This window comes from Ralstonia sp. A12, assembly GCF_000801955.1.
Lineage (GTDB): Bacteria > Pseudomonadota > Gammaproteobacteria > Burkholderiales > Burkholderiaceae > Ralstonia.
In genome coordinates this window covers 121436-134419 of sequence record NZ_JSZO01000016.1, presented here as the reverse complement: position 1 = coordinate 134419, position 12984 = coordinate 121436, and the positions used below count along the sequence as shown (strand labels likewise).

The window sequence follows — 12984 nt, the reverse complement described above, 5'->3', positions numbered from 1 at the left end:
GAACCGCTACCTATGTCGCTATCGATTAACGACCAGCCTTGCCTGCGCAAGCCGTGGCGTTGCCGATGTTGGCGTTCTTGCCATTGACGTTGTTCAGCAGGTTGTCACGCACCAGCGTGAGCAGACCGCTCGGCAGTTGGGCGAAGCCGTTGCCCAGAATGCGACCGGCGTTGCTGTTGGTGCCCGAGTACGTCGTGTGGCGATCCAGGAACGTCTGGATCTTGCTCAGCACCGTGGCGTCGGCGTAGCACTGGACGTGGTCCAGGTACGTCAGGCCGGCGATGGGGTAGCCGGTGGCCGGGTTTGCAACCGTCAGGGCCCAGGTGTTCGGGTCAGCCCAGTTAACAGTGGGATTGCTGATCGAAGGCAGGGTGAGGTTGCTGAGCGCTGTGGTGGCGTTGGCCGAGCTCGGCGTGTAGGTCACGCCGTTGTTGCTGTTGACCAGGCTAGCAGCGGACAGGCTTTGCGTAGCAACGGTCGACAGCGGAGCCAGGGTCTTGTTGATGTAATCCGGGCTCAGATAGCCGATGGCATTGCCAGCGGCCACGCCATCACGCACGCCGGCGCTCAGGTTGCCACCCACGAAGTTGGCCGGCACCACGCCACCCGGGAAGCTGTCGGTGAACTTCGTGCTGGTCACGAACGTCACGTTGGAGTTGGTGCTGTTGCAGACCGCGTTCAGGTGGCGGGTGAAGATTTCCGACGTGCCGCTGCTGTCCGAACGATAGACGACCGTGATCGGGCCCGAAGCCGAGCTGATGCCGCTCCAGTCAGTGACCTTGCCGGAGAAGACCTTGCACAGCTGGTCGTCATTGAGCGTCAGGCTGCTCAGGCTGGCGTTCTTGAACGGGATGCCAACGGGCGTGCCAACCGACGGGATCTGCACCAGGGCGCCGTCCGTGCCTTGACGCGGGGCGAAGGCGCTGATGTCCGATGCGCTCAGGACCGAGTCGCTGCCGGCGTAGTGCACGGTCGTGTCAGCGCGCGGCGTCACGTAGGCGTTGTTGAACGCGGTCGGGTTGTTGGTGGTCAGTGCGGTCTTGCCACCGCCGCTACCCGTCACGGCGTAGATGTGGTTCGGGCCGAACGCGGCGATTTCCGAGCTGTACAGGAACTCGGGCAGCGAAGCGCCACCGCCAACGACCACCGGCGATGCCGGGGTCGGGTTCGGTTGCGTACCGGCGAAAGCCACAGCGGCCGAGCCCAGAGCCAGGGCGGCGCAGGCGGCTTGAATCATGACTTGCTTCAGCTTCATGGAGTGCTCCAGAGGAATAGGGATCAGCAAATACAAGTAGTGTTGTTTTGCCGATATGCACTCACGAATGAATTCACATCGGCAGGCAAAGTATTGATGCCAGGTGTGAATCAGGCGGGATAAGCAGATGAAAAAGCGATGGCGCCAGCTCATGCGTTCTCGTCATGAGTTTCTGCGAATGGAAAGCCGTCGAATATAAGCGGTGTGCGGTTTTGCAGGGTGCCGTTCGTCAATTGGAAGCAGGCCATGCATTTGAGTTTCACGCATGACAGGGGCATGGCATTGCACCGTGCGTGTATGTGGAACCCAATTCAAGCGATTGAATCGTGTGACTGCATTCTGATTGAAATTCAATTGAATACAAGCCATGGCGTATTGCGCCAGGGATGCGTGTTGTCTTTTGATCTCGCTCCAAAGTAGAGCAGGACACAAGGTCACACGCAATGCATCACAAGAGGGGGGCGCTGCGGAACCAATCAACCATGAGGTCCGTTCATGAATCTGGCTTTGCATCCGACCGAAGAGCACATGTTGACGGTAGCGATGTACCTCGAAGCGTTTGGCCATCTGGCCAAGGCAGAGCACGTGCCGCGTGCGCGCTGCCCGATCTGTCATGGGGCGCTGTATGTGATTGGCTCGAAGAGCGACAAGCTCAAGCCGCGCTTCAGCCATATCAGTGGTGAGCGGCTGTGCTGTCCGCTCGTACGCAACGGCGACGCGCCATCCGACATCACCGTCGAGCAGGGGGTGGACGTTGTGCTCGCGCAGCGCAACCGCGAGCGTTTTCTCGCGCAATGGCAGTGGCACTTTGCGTTCATGAAGCGGCCACACCATGCCCCTACGCTGTCCATGGCGCGCTTCATTGCCTTGCTGGACTACGCCTCGGCACGCAATCTGTGGGCGTATGAAGCGCTCAAGCCGGCGAGCGTGCCGTACATCCTGCTGTCGTATGCGGGCTTCATTCTGGCGGGGCGGCAGCGCGGGGGGCGCTGGTTGCATTTCTGGTTTGACTCGTCAGTGCGCGATGTGCACGACCTGCATACGCCGCGCGGGTCGCCGCCGCGTTTCTTCCGTGCGCACTACACGCATCCGCGCGCAACGCTGCTGCCCTCGCAACAGCATCTGTTTCACATGGAGGAGGTGAGCTTGTCGCAGACGTATCTGGAAGAGGCACAGCCCGCCGTGAACGCTGAAGATGTGGGTGCGTTCTGGACCTATCTGCGCCGGGCCGAGGCATGAAGCGCAAACGCATGCGCCGTGAGCGCGGCGCGGCTGTCGTCACTGCCTTGCTGGTGGTGGCGATGGCCGTGACGCTGGTGGCAACAATGTTTGCCGGCCAGAAAGCCGCCATTCGCAAGGTGGAGGTGCAACGCCTGCGTGCCGATACGGTGTGGATGCAGCGTGCCTCTGTGGAGTGGGCGCGCATGCTGTTGCGTGAGAACGCGCGCACCGCACCCGCCGATCATCTCGGCCAGCGTTGGGCCGCACCGGTCAACGATCTGCCGGTGGCCGGCGTACTGGGCAAGACGGGCTTGCAGGCGTTCGATGCGGCGGGCGACATGCGCATCGACGGCTACATCGAAGATGCACAGGCGCGCTTCAACCTCAACACGCTGGTGACGGCAGCCGAAGGCGGCAAGCCGCCGGGCATCCGGCCGGAAGGTGTGCGCGTGTATCAGCAGTTGCTGGTGAAAGCCGATCTCGATCCGTCGTTGGCGGTACTGACGGCCACGGCCATCCTGCGCAGTCTTGACGCGAAGGCGTCTTCCGCATTTGCACTCGCGCAGCCGGAAGACCTGGTGCGCATTCCCGGCTACACGGCCGACGGTGTGCGCAAGCTTGCGCCCTATGTGGTCGTACTGCCCGAGCCGACCTCGATCAACCTGAATACTGCGGGAGCGGAGGTCCTGGCGGCGACCATTCACGGCCTGTCGCCGGGGCAGGCGGCTGCGTTGGTGTCGAGCCGTGACAGGGCATGGTTTCGCGATATGGGTGACCTCACCAACCGCCTCAAAGCCATCGCGCCCGGTCTGGCCGAGCAGGGCGACATCCTGTTGGAAACGCGCAGTCGCTACTTCATCGCGCATAGCCGGTTGCGCAACGGGCGGGCCACGCGTTCGCTGGACGCATTGATCCTGCGTGAGGGGATTGGCGAGCGTTATCGCACTTCTGTGCTGTGGGTGCACGAGCCGGCCATGCCGGGCATCGACGGCTGAGGCGCGACCAGCGCGCTACAGATCCACCAGAACGACCTTGGTATAGGGCGCGTCATTGACCATCACGGTCACTTCCAGGCCTGTAACGGCGTTGGGCGCCATCTGTCGCAGCATGCCGGGAGCTGCCGCGGCGGATGCGGGCTGAGACGCATCCGCAGACAATGCCAGCCACCCCTGTGTTGTCCACCCGCGGACTTGCAGCGCAGAGGTGTGTTCCACCAGCGTCAGCCGTTCCGGCAGGTTCGCATGCAGTGCTTCGCGTGCACGGCCGCGCTCGTTGAGCGGCACCGAAGCCTCGCGGATGAGCGCGTTGCCGTCCACGCGATAGCGCACCACCTGCCAGCGGATCGGCTGACGCGCGTCGCGCAGCATGCGCACGATGCGCAGGTCCCCATCGCCAAACACGACGGAGGGCTGGCCAAGATCGTCGTCGCGCACGGCCTCGCCAAAGTCGGTATCGAGCTGCTCGAACAGGCGGTCGAGGGCGCGCGTCTCTTCCAGGCTTTCTGTCAGCCGATGCTGGCCGCGAATGATGCCGTCCAGCGAGCGCCACGAGATCAGCGCGATGATCGCCAGGATGGTGATGGCGATCACCATTTCGATCAGGGTAAAGCCGGCGGAACGGGCGCGTTGCATCAGAAGGCCTGGTTGGTTGTGTCGGCCAGCACGGTGGCCACCTGCGCCAGGCGCACGCGTGTCTCCAACCCTTCACCTTCGCGATAGACGGAGACCACGACCAGGTGGAACGCGGGGTTCTCCAGCACGATGACCGTGTCTTCGCATGTGAGGGCGATGCGCCCCTGACTGCACGGTGTGCGATACAGACCTGGCGACGGCACGGCATTGGCCAGGCGCATGCGCGCAAGGTGGTTGGCGGCGCTCCATTGCGCCAGCGTGCGCTCACGCATGCCGGCGCTGGAATCGGCCAGCAGGCCCGTTGCACGCAGGCAGGCACCCAGCGCCACGGCCACGATCACCAGCGCCACCAGCACTTCCAACAGTGTGAAGCCCGCAGTGTGGTGCCGCGTGGGCCTATTGCACGACATAGCGCCCCGGCCCCGTGGTGACGATATCGACCTGGGCCATGTCGCCCGCCATGCGCAGAGTGATGGGCGACTCGATGGCTTCGCGGCCGAACAGCACGCGCACGGTGCCGGACTGTGCTGGGCGGCCTACCTGCATGAGCGACAGCGCAGCCAACGGTTGCCGCCACGGGCTCGCGCGCAGTACGTCGTCGCGCAATGGTTGCCAAGCGTCGTGCTCGCGGATGAGGAAGAGGTAGCCCTCGGGCGTCGCCTCGAACACGATGGGCTGGGAGCGCAGGCGCGCTTCATCGTGCGCCGTCTGCAGTAGGAAGATCAGGCGCTGTGCCTGGTGCTCCAGCACTGTGCGCTGGCTAGGTTGCGCATTGACGACCACCGCCCCCATCACGATGCCGATGATGACCACCACCACCAGCATCTCGAGCAGGGTGAAACCGCGAGCGCGCATGCCAGTACGCATGCTCAGCGCACCATCTGGTTGATGTCGAGAATCGGCATCAGCACGGCCAGCACGATCAGCAGCACCATCACACCCATGCTCAGGATGAGCGCGGGCTCCAGCAGGCCGGTGATGAACAGCGTGCGACGTTCCAGTTCACGTGTCTCACCTTCGGCTGCGCGGTCCAGCATGGGGGCAAGGTTGCCGGTGGATTCTCCGGAGCGGATCAGGTGAACCAGCACCGGCGGAAACCGGTTGTCATGCGCCAGCGCCCGTGAGAGCGACGTGCCTTCGCGCACGCGGCTGATGGCATCTTCCACGTTCTGGCGCAGCACCACGTTGTTGAGTGTCTCGCCCGCCGCCTGCAGTGCCCGCAGGATCGGCACGCCTGCGCTGATGAGAATGGCCAGCGTGCTGGCAAAGCGCGCCGTGTTGTAGCCGCGCACGAGCCGGCCGATCAGCGGTGCGCCGAGCAGCCAGCCATGCCATGCCTGACGGGGGCCTGGGCGTCGCAACAGCCGTTTGACTCCCATGCCGAGCGCCACCGCAACGATTGCGGCCAGCCAGCCCCAGTCGCGTGCAAAGTCGCTGCAGGCCAGCATGACGATGGTCAGCGTCGGCAGCTTCTGCTTGGTCGTCGTGAACACCCCCACCACTTGCGGCACCACGTAGGTGAGCAGGAACACCACGATGCCGAACGCCACCACCGTCACCACGGCCGGGTAGGTGAAGGCCAGCTTGATCTTCTGGGTGAGAGCGTTGCGGCCCTCGATGTAGTCGGCCAGGCGCGAGAGCACCACGTGCAGCTTGCCGGTGTGCTCCCCGGCGGAGACAAGGGCACGGTAGATGTCAGGAAAATCGCGCGGGTGGCGGGCCAGTGCGCCGGACAGCGATTGCCCGCCCACCACCTCCGAGCGCAGCGTGCTGATGAGGTCGCGCACGTAGTCGCGCTCGGCTTCAGCGGCCAGGGCGGAGAGCGCTTCGTCCAGTGGTAGCCCGGCCGTCAGCAGGCTGGCCAGCTGGCGCGTGAACAGCGCCTGCTCTGTGGTGCCCAGGCGATGACCGAGCAGCCCGTTGAGGCTCGTGTTGGCGGTGCGCTCGGCCACAGCGGATACGTCGATTGGCGTCATGCCGCGCGAACGTAGCAACGTGCGTGCACCTCGGCTGCCATCGGCATCGATGACGCCACGGCGCAGTTGTCCGGCCGGCGTGACGGCCTCGTAGCGGAAGGTCGGCATGAGCGAGAACGGGCGAAAACTGCGGGTTCGTCAGCAAAGCCGGACCAACTCTAGGCAACAAAGATGGCGTTGTGGTGTGCGAAAGTTTGCACAGGTGTGTCAACGCGACATGCTTGTTAGCGCGGCTTGGTGTCGGGGCCGTCGTCTTCGAGCGAGAAACGCTGCACGACGCGCGTGTTCTTGCGCACCGTCTCTTCAACTTCGCCGCGCAGCACGACGTGATGTCCTGCAGCGGTGGCAACGGCCGGAAACCCGTGGCTGGGCCGGCTGTCGATGCCGGCGATGGGCGCGTCGGGATCAGGCTCCGGATGGGTGTTGACGAGCGAAGCGTTGGAGTAGATGACGTTGTCCTGCCACAGCGACGGATTTCGGATGGCCTCGCGGCTCTTGCCATCGCAGTCGATCGTGCTGCCGGAGGCTTCGGTGCCAGCAGCGTCGACGGAGCGGATGCGCCGTGATGCGTGCTGCACCGGATCGTCCGGAACGGCGCTGGCCGGAAGCGCTTTCGCGTCGACAAGCGGCGGCCGGGCAGAGCGGAACTTGGTGGCGTGCATGATGCGGCTCCTGCGGTGATGGGAGACGGCAACGTGCCCGCAACCGTCATGCCCGCCCGGTGGTCTCACCCACCCATGCACGCTATGCCCGCTTGCGCGCCGGGCGTCGGCCCATCTCATGCAGGAAGTCCAGCGCACGCGCCTCGCCCGTGTAGGCGGTGTTGATCCGCACCCACGGGGAGACCTCCAGGTTCGGCCGGAAGTAGCTGCCGGGCGCCAGCGTCACGCCATGCCGTGCAGCCGCCGCCACGAGTTCGCGTGAATCCTCAATGTGCGGCACGCGCGTCCACAGGAAGTTGCCGCCCGGTGGGTGATGAAAGATCTCCCAGCCTGCGTCGGTCAGCACATCGAGCGAGGCGAGCAGCGAATCGCCGATGCGCTGGCGCAGCCGCTCGACATATTTGCGATAGGCGCCGCGCTCCAGCAGGGTGGCGACTACCGCTTCGGCAAAGCGTGAGCCGCCCACGCTGGTGAGCATCTTGACGTCGGTCAGGTCTTGCACGAGATCACGCCGTGCAATCAGATAGCCCACGCGCAGCGATGCCGACACCGTTTTGGAAAACCCGCCCACGTAGATCACGTGTTCGAGCTGGTCCAGCGTGGCCAGCCGCGCGGTCGGGTCGCCCTGGATGTCGGCAAAGATGTCGTCTTCCACAAACACGAAGCCGTGGCGCCGTGCCAGCTCCAGCAGGCGGAACGCCACCGGCGGCGAAAGTACCGAGCCCGTTGGGTTCTGCAGCACGCTGTTGACGAAGAACAGCTTGGGACGGTGCTCGCGCAGCATCGCCTCGGTCACCTCCACGTCGGGGCCGTCGGCGGTGCGCGGAATGCCGATCAGCTTCACGCCATGCAGGCGCAGCAGCCCGAACACGTTGAAGTAGCCCGGGTCTTCCACGAACACCGTGTCGCCGGGTTTGAGCAGGTGGCGGATAACGAGATCGATGGCCTGGCTGGCGCCCACCGTCATCATCACGTTGGGCAACTCGGCCTGAATGCCGAGCTGGCGGGCGCGCATCATGATCTGGTGGCGCAGCGCGGGGCTGCCCAGCGGCGTGGCGTAGTCGATCACAGCTTCCACGTCGGTGCGCGAAACCTGGCGGATGGCCTGTGTAAGCCCGCCCAGGTCACGCCAGTCGGCCGGCACAAAACCGCCGCCCAGCTTGAGCGAGGCATCGGGGTAGTTGAACTGCTCGAGGATGTGATCGGATTCGATCTCGGCGAGGCGCGGGTCAGACCAGCCGCGTCCCGCCCGCCCGGTCAGGCCGCTCTCGGCCACGTAGAAGCCCGAGCCGTGACGAGAATCCAGCAGCCCCATAGACACCAGCCGGTCGTACGCCTCGATCACCGGAAACCGGCTGATGCTGTACTCGGCCGCCAACTGGCGGATCGACGGCAGCTTGGCGCCGGGCCGCACGTCGTTATCGCGAATCCAGGCCTGCACGCCGGCCACGATCTGGTCAGCAATGGGCACGCGCGTGGTGGCGTCGATCAGGAGCTTCATGGGCGGCTGCCCTCCGTGGCGGATGATGCGGAACAGTCACGTGCAACTGTTCGTGACTGTTCGCATTGTAGCGGCCAGCCGTGCAAGTGGCGGAAGGGCTGATGCCTGCTTTATGCGATGGGCGTTGATCGAAGGGCGGTTTTATTCGTTTTATCAAATATCACCCACGGCTAGAGTGGGCTTGTCCATCACTCACTGTTGCCTAGCCGGAGGTCCGATGCCTGTCACCACTGCTCAAGCCACTGCCGCCGTGCGCGATCCGGCTGTTCAGGCCGTGCTCGACAGCGTGCTGTCGACGCCTTCGGCCACGTTGCTGGAACGCGCACGTGCCCACGCCGCCGCGCAAGAGTTGCGCTATGCCGGCGGGCTGACGCCGGCGGAGGCGTGGGCACTGGCCAGCCGTGGCGAGGCCATCCTCGTGGATGTGCGCACCGCAGAGGAGCGCAAGTTCGTAGGCCGCGTGCCCAACAGCGTGCACGTTGCCTGGCAGACCGGCCCCGCCATGCTCAAGAACCCGCGCTTCCTGCGCGAGCTGGAGAAAGCGGCGCCCAAGGATGCCGTGCTGCTGTTGCTGTGCCGCAGCGGCAAGCGCTCCGCAGCGGCGGCCGAAGCGGCTGCGGCGGCGGGCTTTGCCAACGCGTTCAACGTGCTCGAAGGCTTCGAGGGCGATCTCGACGAACAGCAGCAGCGCGGCGAGGCCGGCGGCTGGCGGCGCTGGGGACTGCCCTGGCAGCAGGACTGAGCGCCGTGGCTTAGCCACCTCACCCAACCACAAGACCCATCACCGAATACTGAACAGGGGAGCGACGATGAGCGAGAGCGTCATCGCGGGGCGGCCTGCGCCCGTGCAAAGCGCAGGCTGGCAGTTGGACCGCATCGTCAGCGAGCTGCGCACCGCGCGGGCAGACTGGCGCGCACGCCACGGCCGTACGGAAGCCACAGGCCGTGAGTTGCCCTCGCGCGAGGCCGTGCGGCAGATTCTGGAGGCACTGCGCGGGGCACTGTTCCCGATGCGGCTCGGGCCGACGGACCTGCGTGAAGAGAGCGAGGACTTCTACGTCGGTCACACGCTCGATGCGGCGCTCAATGGGTTGGTCGCACAGGTGCGGCTTGAATTGCGTCACGCCGCACGCCAGGCCGGTGCACACGATGCCGATTCCGATACCGACGCCATACAGCTGGTGCGCGACTTCGCAGTGGCGCTGCCGGCGTTGCGCCGGCTGCTCGACACCGATGTACTGGCCGCCTACCACGGTGACCCGGCCGCACGCAGCGTCGACGAGGTGCTGCTGTGCTACCCCGGCATCCTCGCCGTCATTCACCACCGCATCGCGCATCACCTGTACAGCGCTGGGCTGCCGTTGCTCGCGCGCATGGTGGCCGAGACCGCGCATGCCGACACCGGCATCGACATCCACCCCGGCGCGCAGATCGGCAGCGGCTTCTTCATCGACCACGGTACTGGTGTGGTGATCGGCGAGACGGCCGTCATTGGCGAGCGCGTGCGCATCTACCAGGCCGTGACGCTGGGCGCCAAGCGTTTCTCCGCCGATGCCGAAGGCCATCTGGAGAAGGGCGCGCTGCGCCATCCGGTGGTGGAAGACGACGTCGTCATCTACGCTGGGGCGACCATCCTCGGACGCATCACCATTGGGCGCGGCTCGTCCATTGGCGGCAACGTGTGGCTCACGCGTAGCGTGCCGCCGGGCAGCAGCGTCACGCAAGCCAACGTGCAGGCCACCGCGAAGAACGAAGCGCCCCAGGTGCGCAACGCAGTGGCTGCGCGCTGACCCGCCCAACGTCCCGATCCACATCCCTCGTTTTTTCCACCGCGCCCTACCAACAAGGCGGGGCGCATTCCACCAAGTGAAGTTGGGAGTCATTGCATGGCAGAAGCAGATACCTTTGACGTGCGCACGGCGCTGGGCGATACCGCCGCGCGCCAGTTGGCGAACGCGACCAAGACCGTTCCGCAGTTGTCCACCATCAGCCCGCGCTGGCTGGTGCACCTGCTGCAATGGCAGCCGGTGGAGGCCGGCATCTTTCGCCTGAACCGCGTGAAGAACCCGCGCGACGTGCGTGTCGCGTGCTCGCAGCGTGACGAGGGTGCGGAGCTGCCGCAAACCTTCGTCGACTACGAAGACCAGCCGCGCGAGTATTTCCTCAACGCCGTGACGACGGTGCTGGATGTGCACACCCGCGTGTCCGACCTGTACAGCAGCCCGCACGACCAGATCCAGCAGCAGCTGCGCCTGACCATCGAGACCATCAAGGAGCGTCAGGAAAGCGAGCTGATCAACAACCCGGACTACGGCCTGCTGGCCAACGTGGACGAGACGCAGCGTATCTCCACGCTCACCGGTGCGCCCACGCCGGATGACCTGGACGAGCTGATCACCAAGGTGTGGAAGGAGCCCGCCTTCTTCCTGGCCCACCCGCTGGCGATTGCCGCGTTTGGGCGAGAGTGCACGCGGCGCGGGGTGCCGCCGCCCACCGTCAGCCTGTTCGGCTCGCAGTTCTTGACCTGGCGTGGCCTGCCGCTGATCCCGTCGGACAAGGTGCCCATTGATGAGCACGGTCGCACCAAGATCCTGCTGCTGCGCGTGGGCGATAAGCGCCAGGGCGTGGTCGGCCTGTATCAGCCGGGTGTGGCGGGCGAGCAGAGCCCAGGGCTGTCGGTGCGCTTCATGGGCATCAACCGGAACGCCACCGCGTCCTACCTGATTTCGCTGTATTGCTCGCTGGCGGTGCTCACTGAAGATGCGCTGGCAGTGCTCGATGACGTGGAGATCGGCAAGTACCATGACTACCCCGACACCTACAAGTAACCCGGCCGGTGTGAGCGGCCTGGTGTTGCCGGTGGCAGAGGTGCCCGCGGGTTTGCCGGATGTGGCTGCGCTGACGCAATTGGCCAACGCGTTCTTCGCCACGTTGCCGGGGGCTGAGCCTGAGATCGACCCGGCGCCCGTGGGTGCCGCGCCGCAGTTGAGCCCGTTGCCCACCGCGCAAGCCACGCCCGCTGTGTCGCCTGTGCCCGTGCTGGGTGTGCCGACGCAGTACGCGGCAGCGCTGCCGCAGGCGGTATCCGGTCATGGTCAACCCACGCCTGCGCACCCGGTTTCGGCACCCGGTTCGCCGTACTACTTCCTGGGTGAGGCGAGTGGTTACCAGTCGGCCGTGCCGCATGCGGGGGTGGCGGCAACGGAAGCCGGCGCGCCGGACGATCGTGTTACCGCGCAACCGTTCCACCTACCGGGCACTGACGCCTTGGCGCGGCTGGTTGACGGTGCCGCCGGCACGCCGCCTGCCGGGCCGAGTGCCTTGCAGCAACCGGGCGGTGCGGTGCAGGCGGGGCAGTTCTACTTCCTCACACCGCCCACGCTGGAAGCGCCGCGTGACACCAGTCACCAGCCACATCGCGCCAGCACGTTCGACGTACAGGCCGTGCGACGGGACTTCCCGATCCTGGCCGAGCGCGTGAACGGCCGGCCGCTGATCTGGCTGGACAACGCGGCCACCACGCACAAGCCGCAGGCCGTGATCGACCGGTTGGCGTATTTCTACGCGCACGAGAACTCCAACATCCACCGTGCAGCGCATGCGCTGGCCGCGCGTGCCACCGATGCCTACGAGGGCGCACGCGACAAGGTTGCACGCTTCCTTGGTGCGCGGTCGGCCAGCGAGATCATCTTCGTGCGCGGTGCGACGGAGGCGATCAACCTCATTGCGCAGACGTTCGGCCGCCAGCACATCGGCGCGGGTGACGAGATCATCGTTTCGCACCTGGAGCACCACGCCAACATCGTGCCGTGGCAGCAGCTTGCCGCGCAGGTGGGCGCGCGCATCCGCGTGATTCCGGTGGACGACAGCGGCCAGATCCTGCTGGACGAGTACCGCAAGTTGCTCAGCAGCCGGACGAAGCTGGTGTCTGTCACGCAGGTGTCGAACGCGCTGGGCACGGTCACGCCGGTGCAGGAGATCATCGCGCTGGCGCATGCGGCAGGTGCGCGCGTGCTGGTGGATGGCGCGCAGGCGGTGTCGCACCTGCGGGTGAATGTGCAGGCGCTGGATGCGGACTTCTACGTGTTCTCCGGTCACAAGGTCTTCGGGCCGACGGGCATTGGCGTGGTGTACGGCAAGCAGGATCTGCTCGACACGCTGCCGCCGTGGCAGGGCGGCGGCAACATGATTGCCGATGTGACGTTCGAGAAGACGCTGTACCAGCCCGCGCCCGCGCGCTTCGAGGCCGGTACCGGCAACATCGCCGACGCGGTGGGGCTGGGTGCTGCACTCGACTACGTCGAGCGCATCGGCCTGGAGAGCATCGCGCGCTATGAGCACGACCTGCTGGTGTACGCCACGCACGGGTTGTCGCGTATCCCGGGCTTGCGGCTGATCGGTACGGCGGCCAACAAGGCGAGCGTGCTGTCGTTCACGTTGGCCGGGTATCGCACGGAAGAGGTGGGGGCCGCGCTCAACCGAGAGGGCATTGCGGTGCGCTCCGGTCACCATTGCGCGCAGCCGATCCTGCGGCGCTTTGGTGTGGAAGCCACTGTGCGGCCATCGCTGGCGTTCTACAACACGTGCGAGGAGGTGGACGAGTTGGTGCGCGTGGTGAGCGCGCTGGCGCGGCGTTGAGCGATAAACCCATCTGCGGAAGAGAGGTACGGCCGGCCTAATGCATATGCATTGGGCCGGCTTTTTTTCTGGTGATTATGTTCACGCGCCCGCCCAGATT

Annotated in this window: 13 protein-coding genes; 6 read left to right on the top strand and 7 right to left on the bottom strand. The window is 65.5% G+C overall.

What is annotated here, in order from left to right; translation table 11 throughout:
* Positions 1–25: 25 nt before the first annotated feature.
* Positions 26–1255, bottom strand: coding sequence for a substrate-binding domain-containing protein (locus tag PI87_RS19120; protein ID WP_052321610.1), 1230 nt, complete (start codon positions 1253–1255; stop codon positions 26–28).
* A 495-nt stretch (positions 1256–1750) separates the two neighbouring features.
* Here PI87_RS19120 and PI87_RS19115 point away from each other — a divergent pair, with 495 nt between their 5' ends.
* Together PI87_RS19115 and gspK are read left to right on the top strand one after the other, a co-directional pair.
* Complete coding sequence (locus PI87_RS19115; protein ID WP_039599297.1) at positions 1751–2494, top strand: hypothetical protein; 744 nt, start codon at positions 1751–1753, stop codon at positions 2492–2494.
* A complete protein-coding gene (gene gspK, locus PI87_RS19110) occupies positions 2491–3471 on the top strand; it encodes a type II secretion system minor pseudopilin GspK (RefSeq protein ID WP_039599296.1) in 981 nt (326 codons plus the stop codon). Before PI87_RS19115 ends, gspK begins: the two co-directional genes overlap by 4 nt.
* A gap of 15 nt (positions 3472–3486) precedes the next feature.
* Here the strand turns inward: gspK and PI87_RS19105 are convergent, their stop codons facing one another.
* From PI87_RS19105 to PI87_RS19080, 6 genes are all read right to left on the bottom strand, one after another.
* Positions 3487–4107 (bottom strand): PulJ/GspJ family protein, encoded by a 621-nt coding sequence (locus PI87_RS19105; RefSeq protein WP_039599295.1) that lies wholly within the window; start codon positions 4105–4107, stop codon positions 3487–3489.
* The gene (gspI, locus tag PI87_RS19100) at positions 4107–4517 is read right to left on the bottom strand and encodes a type II secretion system minor pseudopilin GspI (protein ID WP_039599294.1); all 411 of its coding nucleotides are present in this window, start codon (positions 4515–4517) and stop codon (positions 4107–4109) included. The genes PI87_RS19105 and gspI overlap by 1 nt, the downstream gene beginning before the upstream one ends.
* The gene (locus PI87_RS19095) at positions 4504–4974 is read right to left on the bottom strand and encodes a prepilin-type N-terminal cleavage/methylation domain-containing protein (protein ID WP_039599293.1); all 471 of its coding nucleotides are present in this window, start codon (positions 4972–4974) and stop codon (positions 4504–4506) included. The genes gspI and PI87_RS19095 overlap by 14 nt, the downstream gene beginning before the upstream one ends.
* 2 nt (positions 4975–4976) lie before the next feature.
* Complete coding sequence (gspF, locus tag PI87_RS19090) at positions 4977–6191, bottom strand: type II secretion system inner membrane protein GspF (protein ID WP_039599292.1); 1215 nt, start codon at positions 6189–6191, stop codon at positions 4977–4979.
* Positions 6192–6307: 116 nt separating this feature from the next.
* On the bottom strand, positions 6308–6745 hold the full coding sequence (locus PI87_RS19085) for a DUF3005 domain-containing protein (RefSeq protein WP_084210011.1): 438 nt from the start codon (positions 6743–6745) through the stop codon (positions 6308–6310).
* An 82-nt stretch (positions 6746–6827) separates the two neighbouring features.
* Complete coding sequence (locus PI87_RS19080) at positions 6828–8246, bottom strand: aminotransferase-like domain-containing protein (protein WP_039599291.1); 1419 nt, start codon at positions 8244–8246, stop codon at positions 6828–6830.
* Positions 8247–8463: 217 nt separating this feature from the next.
* Here PI87_RS19080 and PI87_RS19075 point away from each other — a divergent pair, with 217 nt between their 5' ends.
* The 4 genes from PI87_RS19075 to PI87_RS19060 all read left to right on the top strand — a co-directional run bounded on the left by PI87_RS19075 (position 8464) and on the right by PI87_RS19060 (position 12884).
* Positions 8464–8988 carry a rhodanese-like domain-containing protein gene (locus PI87_RS19075; protein WP_039599290.1) on the top strand — a complete coding sequence of 175 codons (525 nt, stop codon included), beginning with the start codon at positions 8464–8466 and terminating at the stop codon, positions 8986–8988.
* Between the two features lie 67 nt (positions 8989–9055).
* Positions 9056–10036 carry a serine O-acetyltransferase EpsC gene (gene epsC, locus PI87_RS19070; protein WP_052321609.1) on the top strand — a complete coding sequence of 327 codons (981 nt, stop codon included), beginning with the start codon at positions 9056–9058 and terminating at the stop codon, positions 10034–10036.
* A 96-nt stretch (positions 10037–10132) separates the two neighbouring features.
* Positions 10133–11074, top strand: coding sequence for a family 2A encapsulin nanocompartment shell protein (locus PI87_RS19065; RefSeq protein WP_039599289.1), 942 nt, complete (start codon positions 10133–10135; stop codon positions 11072–11074).
* A complete protein-coding gene (locus tag PI87_RS19060; RefSeq protein WP_084210010.1) occupies positions 11049–12884 on the top strand; it encodes a family 2A encapsulin nanocompartment cargo protein cysteine desulfurase in 1836 nt (611 codons plus the stop codon). The genes PI87_RS19065 and PI87_RS19060 overlap by 26 nt, the downstream gene beginning before the upstream one ends.
* The last annotated feature ends 100 nt before the right edge of the window (positions 12885–12984 follow it).

Coding starts and splice junctions, on each gene's coding strand:
- PI87_RS19095 (WP_039599293.1), bottom strand. CDS start 4,974: ATGCGTACTGGCATGCGCGCTCGCGGTTTCACCCTGCTCGAGATGCTG.
- gspI (WP_039599294.1), bottom strand. CDS start 4,517: ATGTCGTGCAATAGGCCCACGCGGCACCACACTGCGGGCTTCACACTG.
- gspF (WP_039599292.1), bottom strand. CDS start 6,191: ATGCCGACCTTCCGCTACGAGGCCGTCACGCCGGCCGGACAACTGCGC.
- PI87_RS19075 (WP_039599290.1), top strand. CDS start 8,464: ATGCCTGTCACCACTGCTCAAGCCACTGCCGCCGTGCGCGATCCGGCT.
- PI87_RS19105 (WP_039599295.1), bottom strand. CDS start 4,107: ATGCAACGCGCCCGTTCCGCCGGCTTTACCCTGATCGAAATGGTGATC.
- PI87_RS19060 (WP_084210010.1), top strand. CDS start 11,049: ATGACTACCCCGACACCTACAAGTAACCCGGCCGGTGTGAGCGGCCTG.
- PI87_RS19085 (WP_084210011.1), bottom strand. CDS start 6,745: ATGCACGCCACCAAGTTCCGCTCTGCCCGGCCGCCGCTTGTCGACGCG.
- gspK (WP_039599296.1), top strand. CDS start 2,491: ATGAAGCGCAAACGCATGCGCCGTGAGCGCGGCGCGGCTGTCGTCACT.
- epsC (WP_052321609.1), top strand. CDS start 9,056: ATGAGCGAGAGCGTCATCGCGGGGCGGCCTGCGCCCGTGCAAAGCGCA.
- PI87_RS19120 (WP_052321610.1), bottom strand. CDS start 1,255: ATGAAGCTGAAGCAAGTCATGATTCAAGCCGCCTGCGCCGCCCTGGCT.
- PI87_RS19115 (WP_039599297.1), top strand. CDS start 1,751: ATGAATCTGGCTTTGCATCCGACCGAAGAGCACATGTTGACGGTAGCG.
- PI87_RS19065 (WP_039599289.1), top strand. CDS start 10,133: ATGGCAGAAGCAGATACCTTTGACGTGCGCACGGCGCTGGGCGATACC.
- PI87_RS19080 (WP_039599291.1), bottom strand. CDS start 8,246: ATGAAGCTCCTGATCGACGCCACCACGCGCGTGCCCATTGCTGACCAG.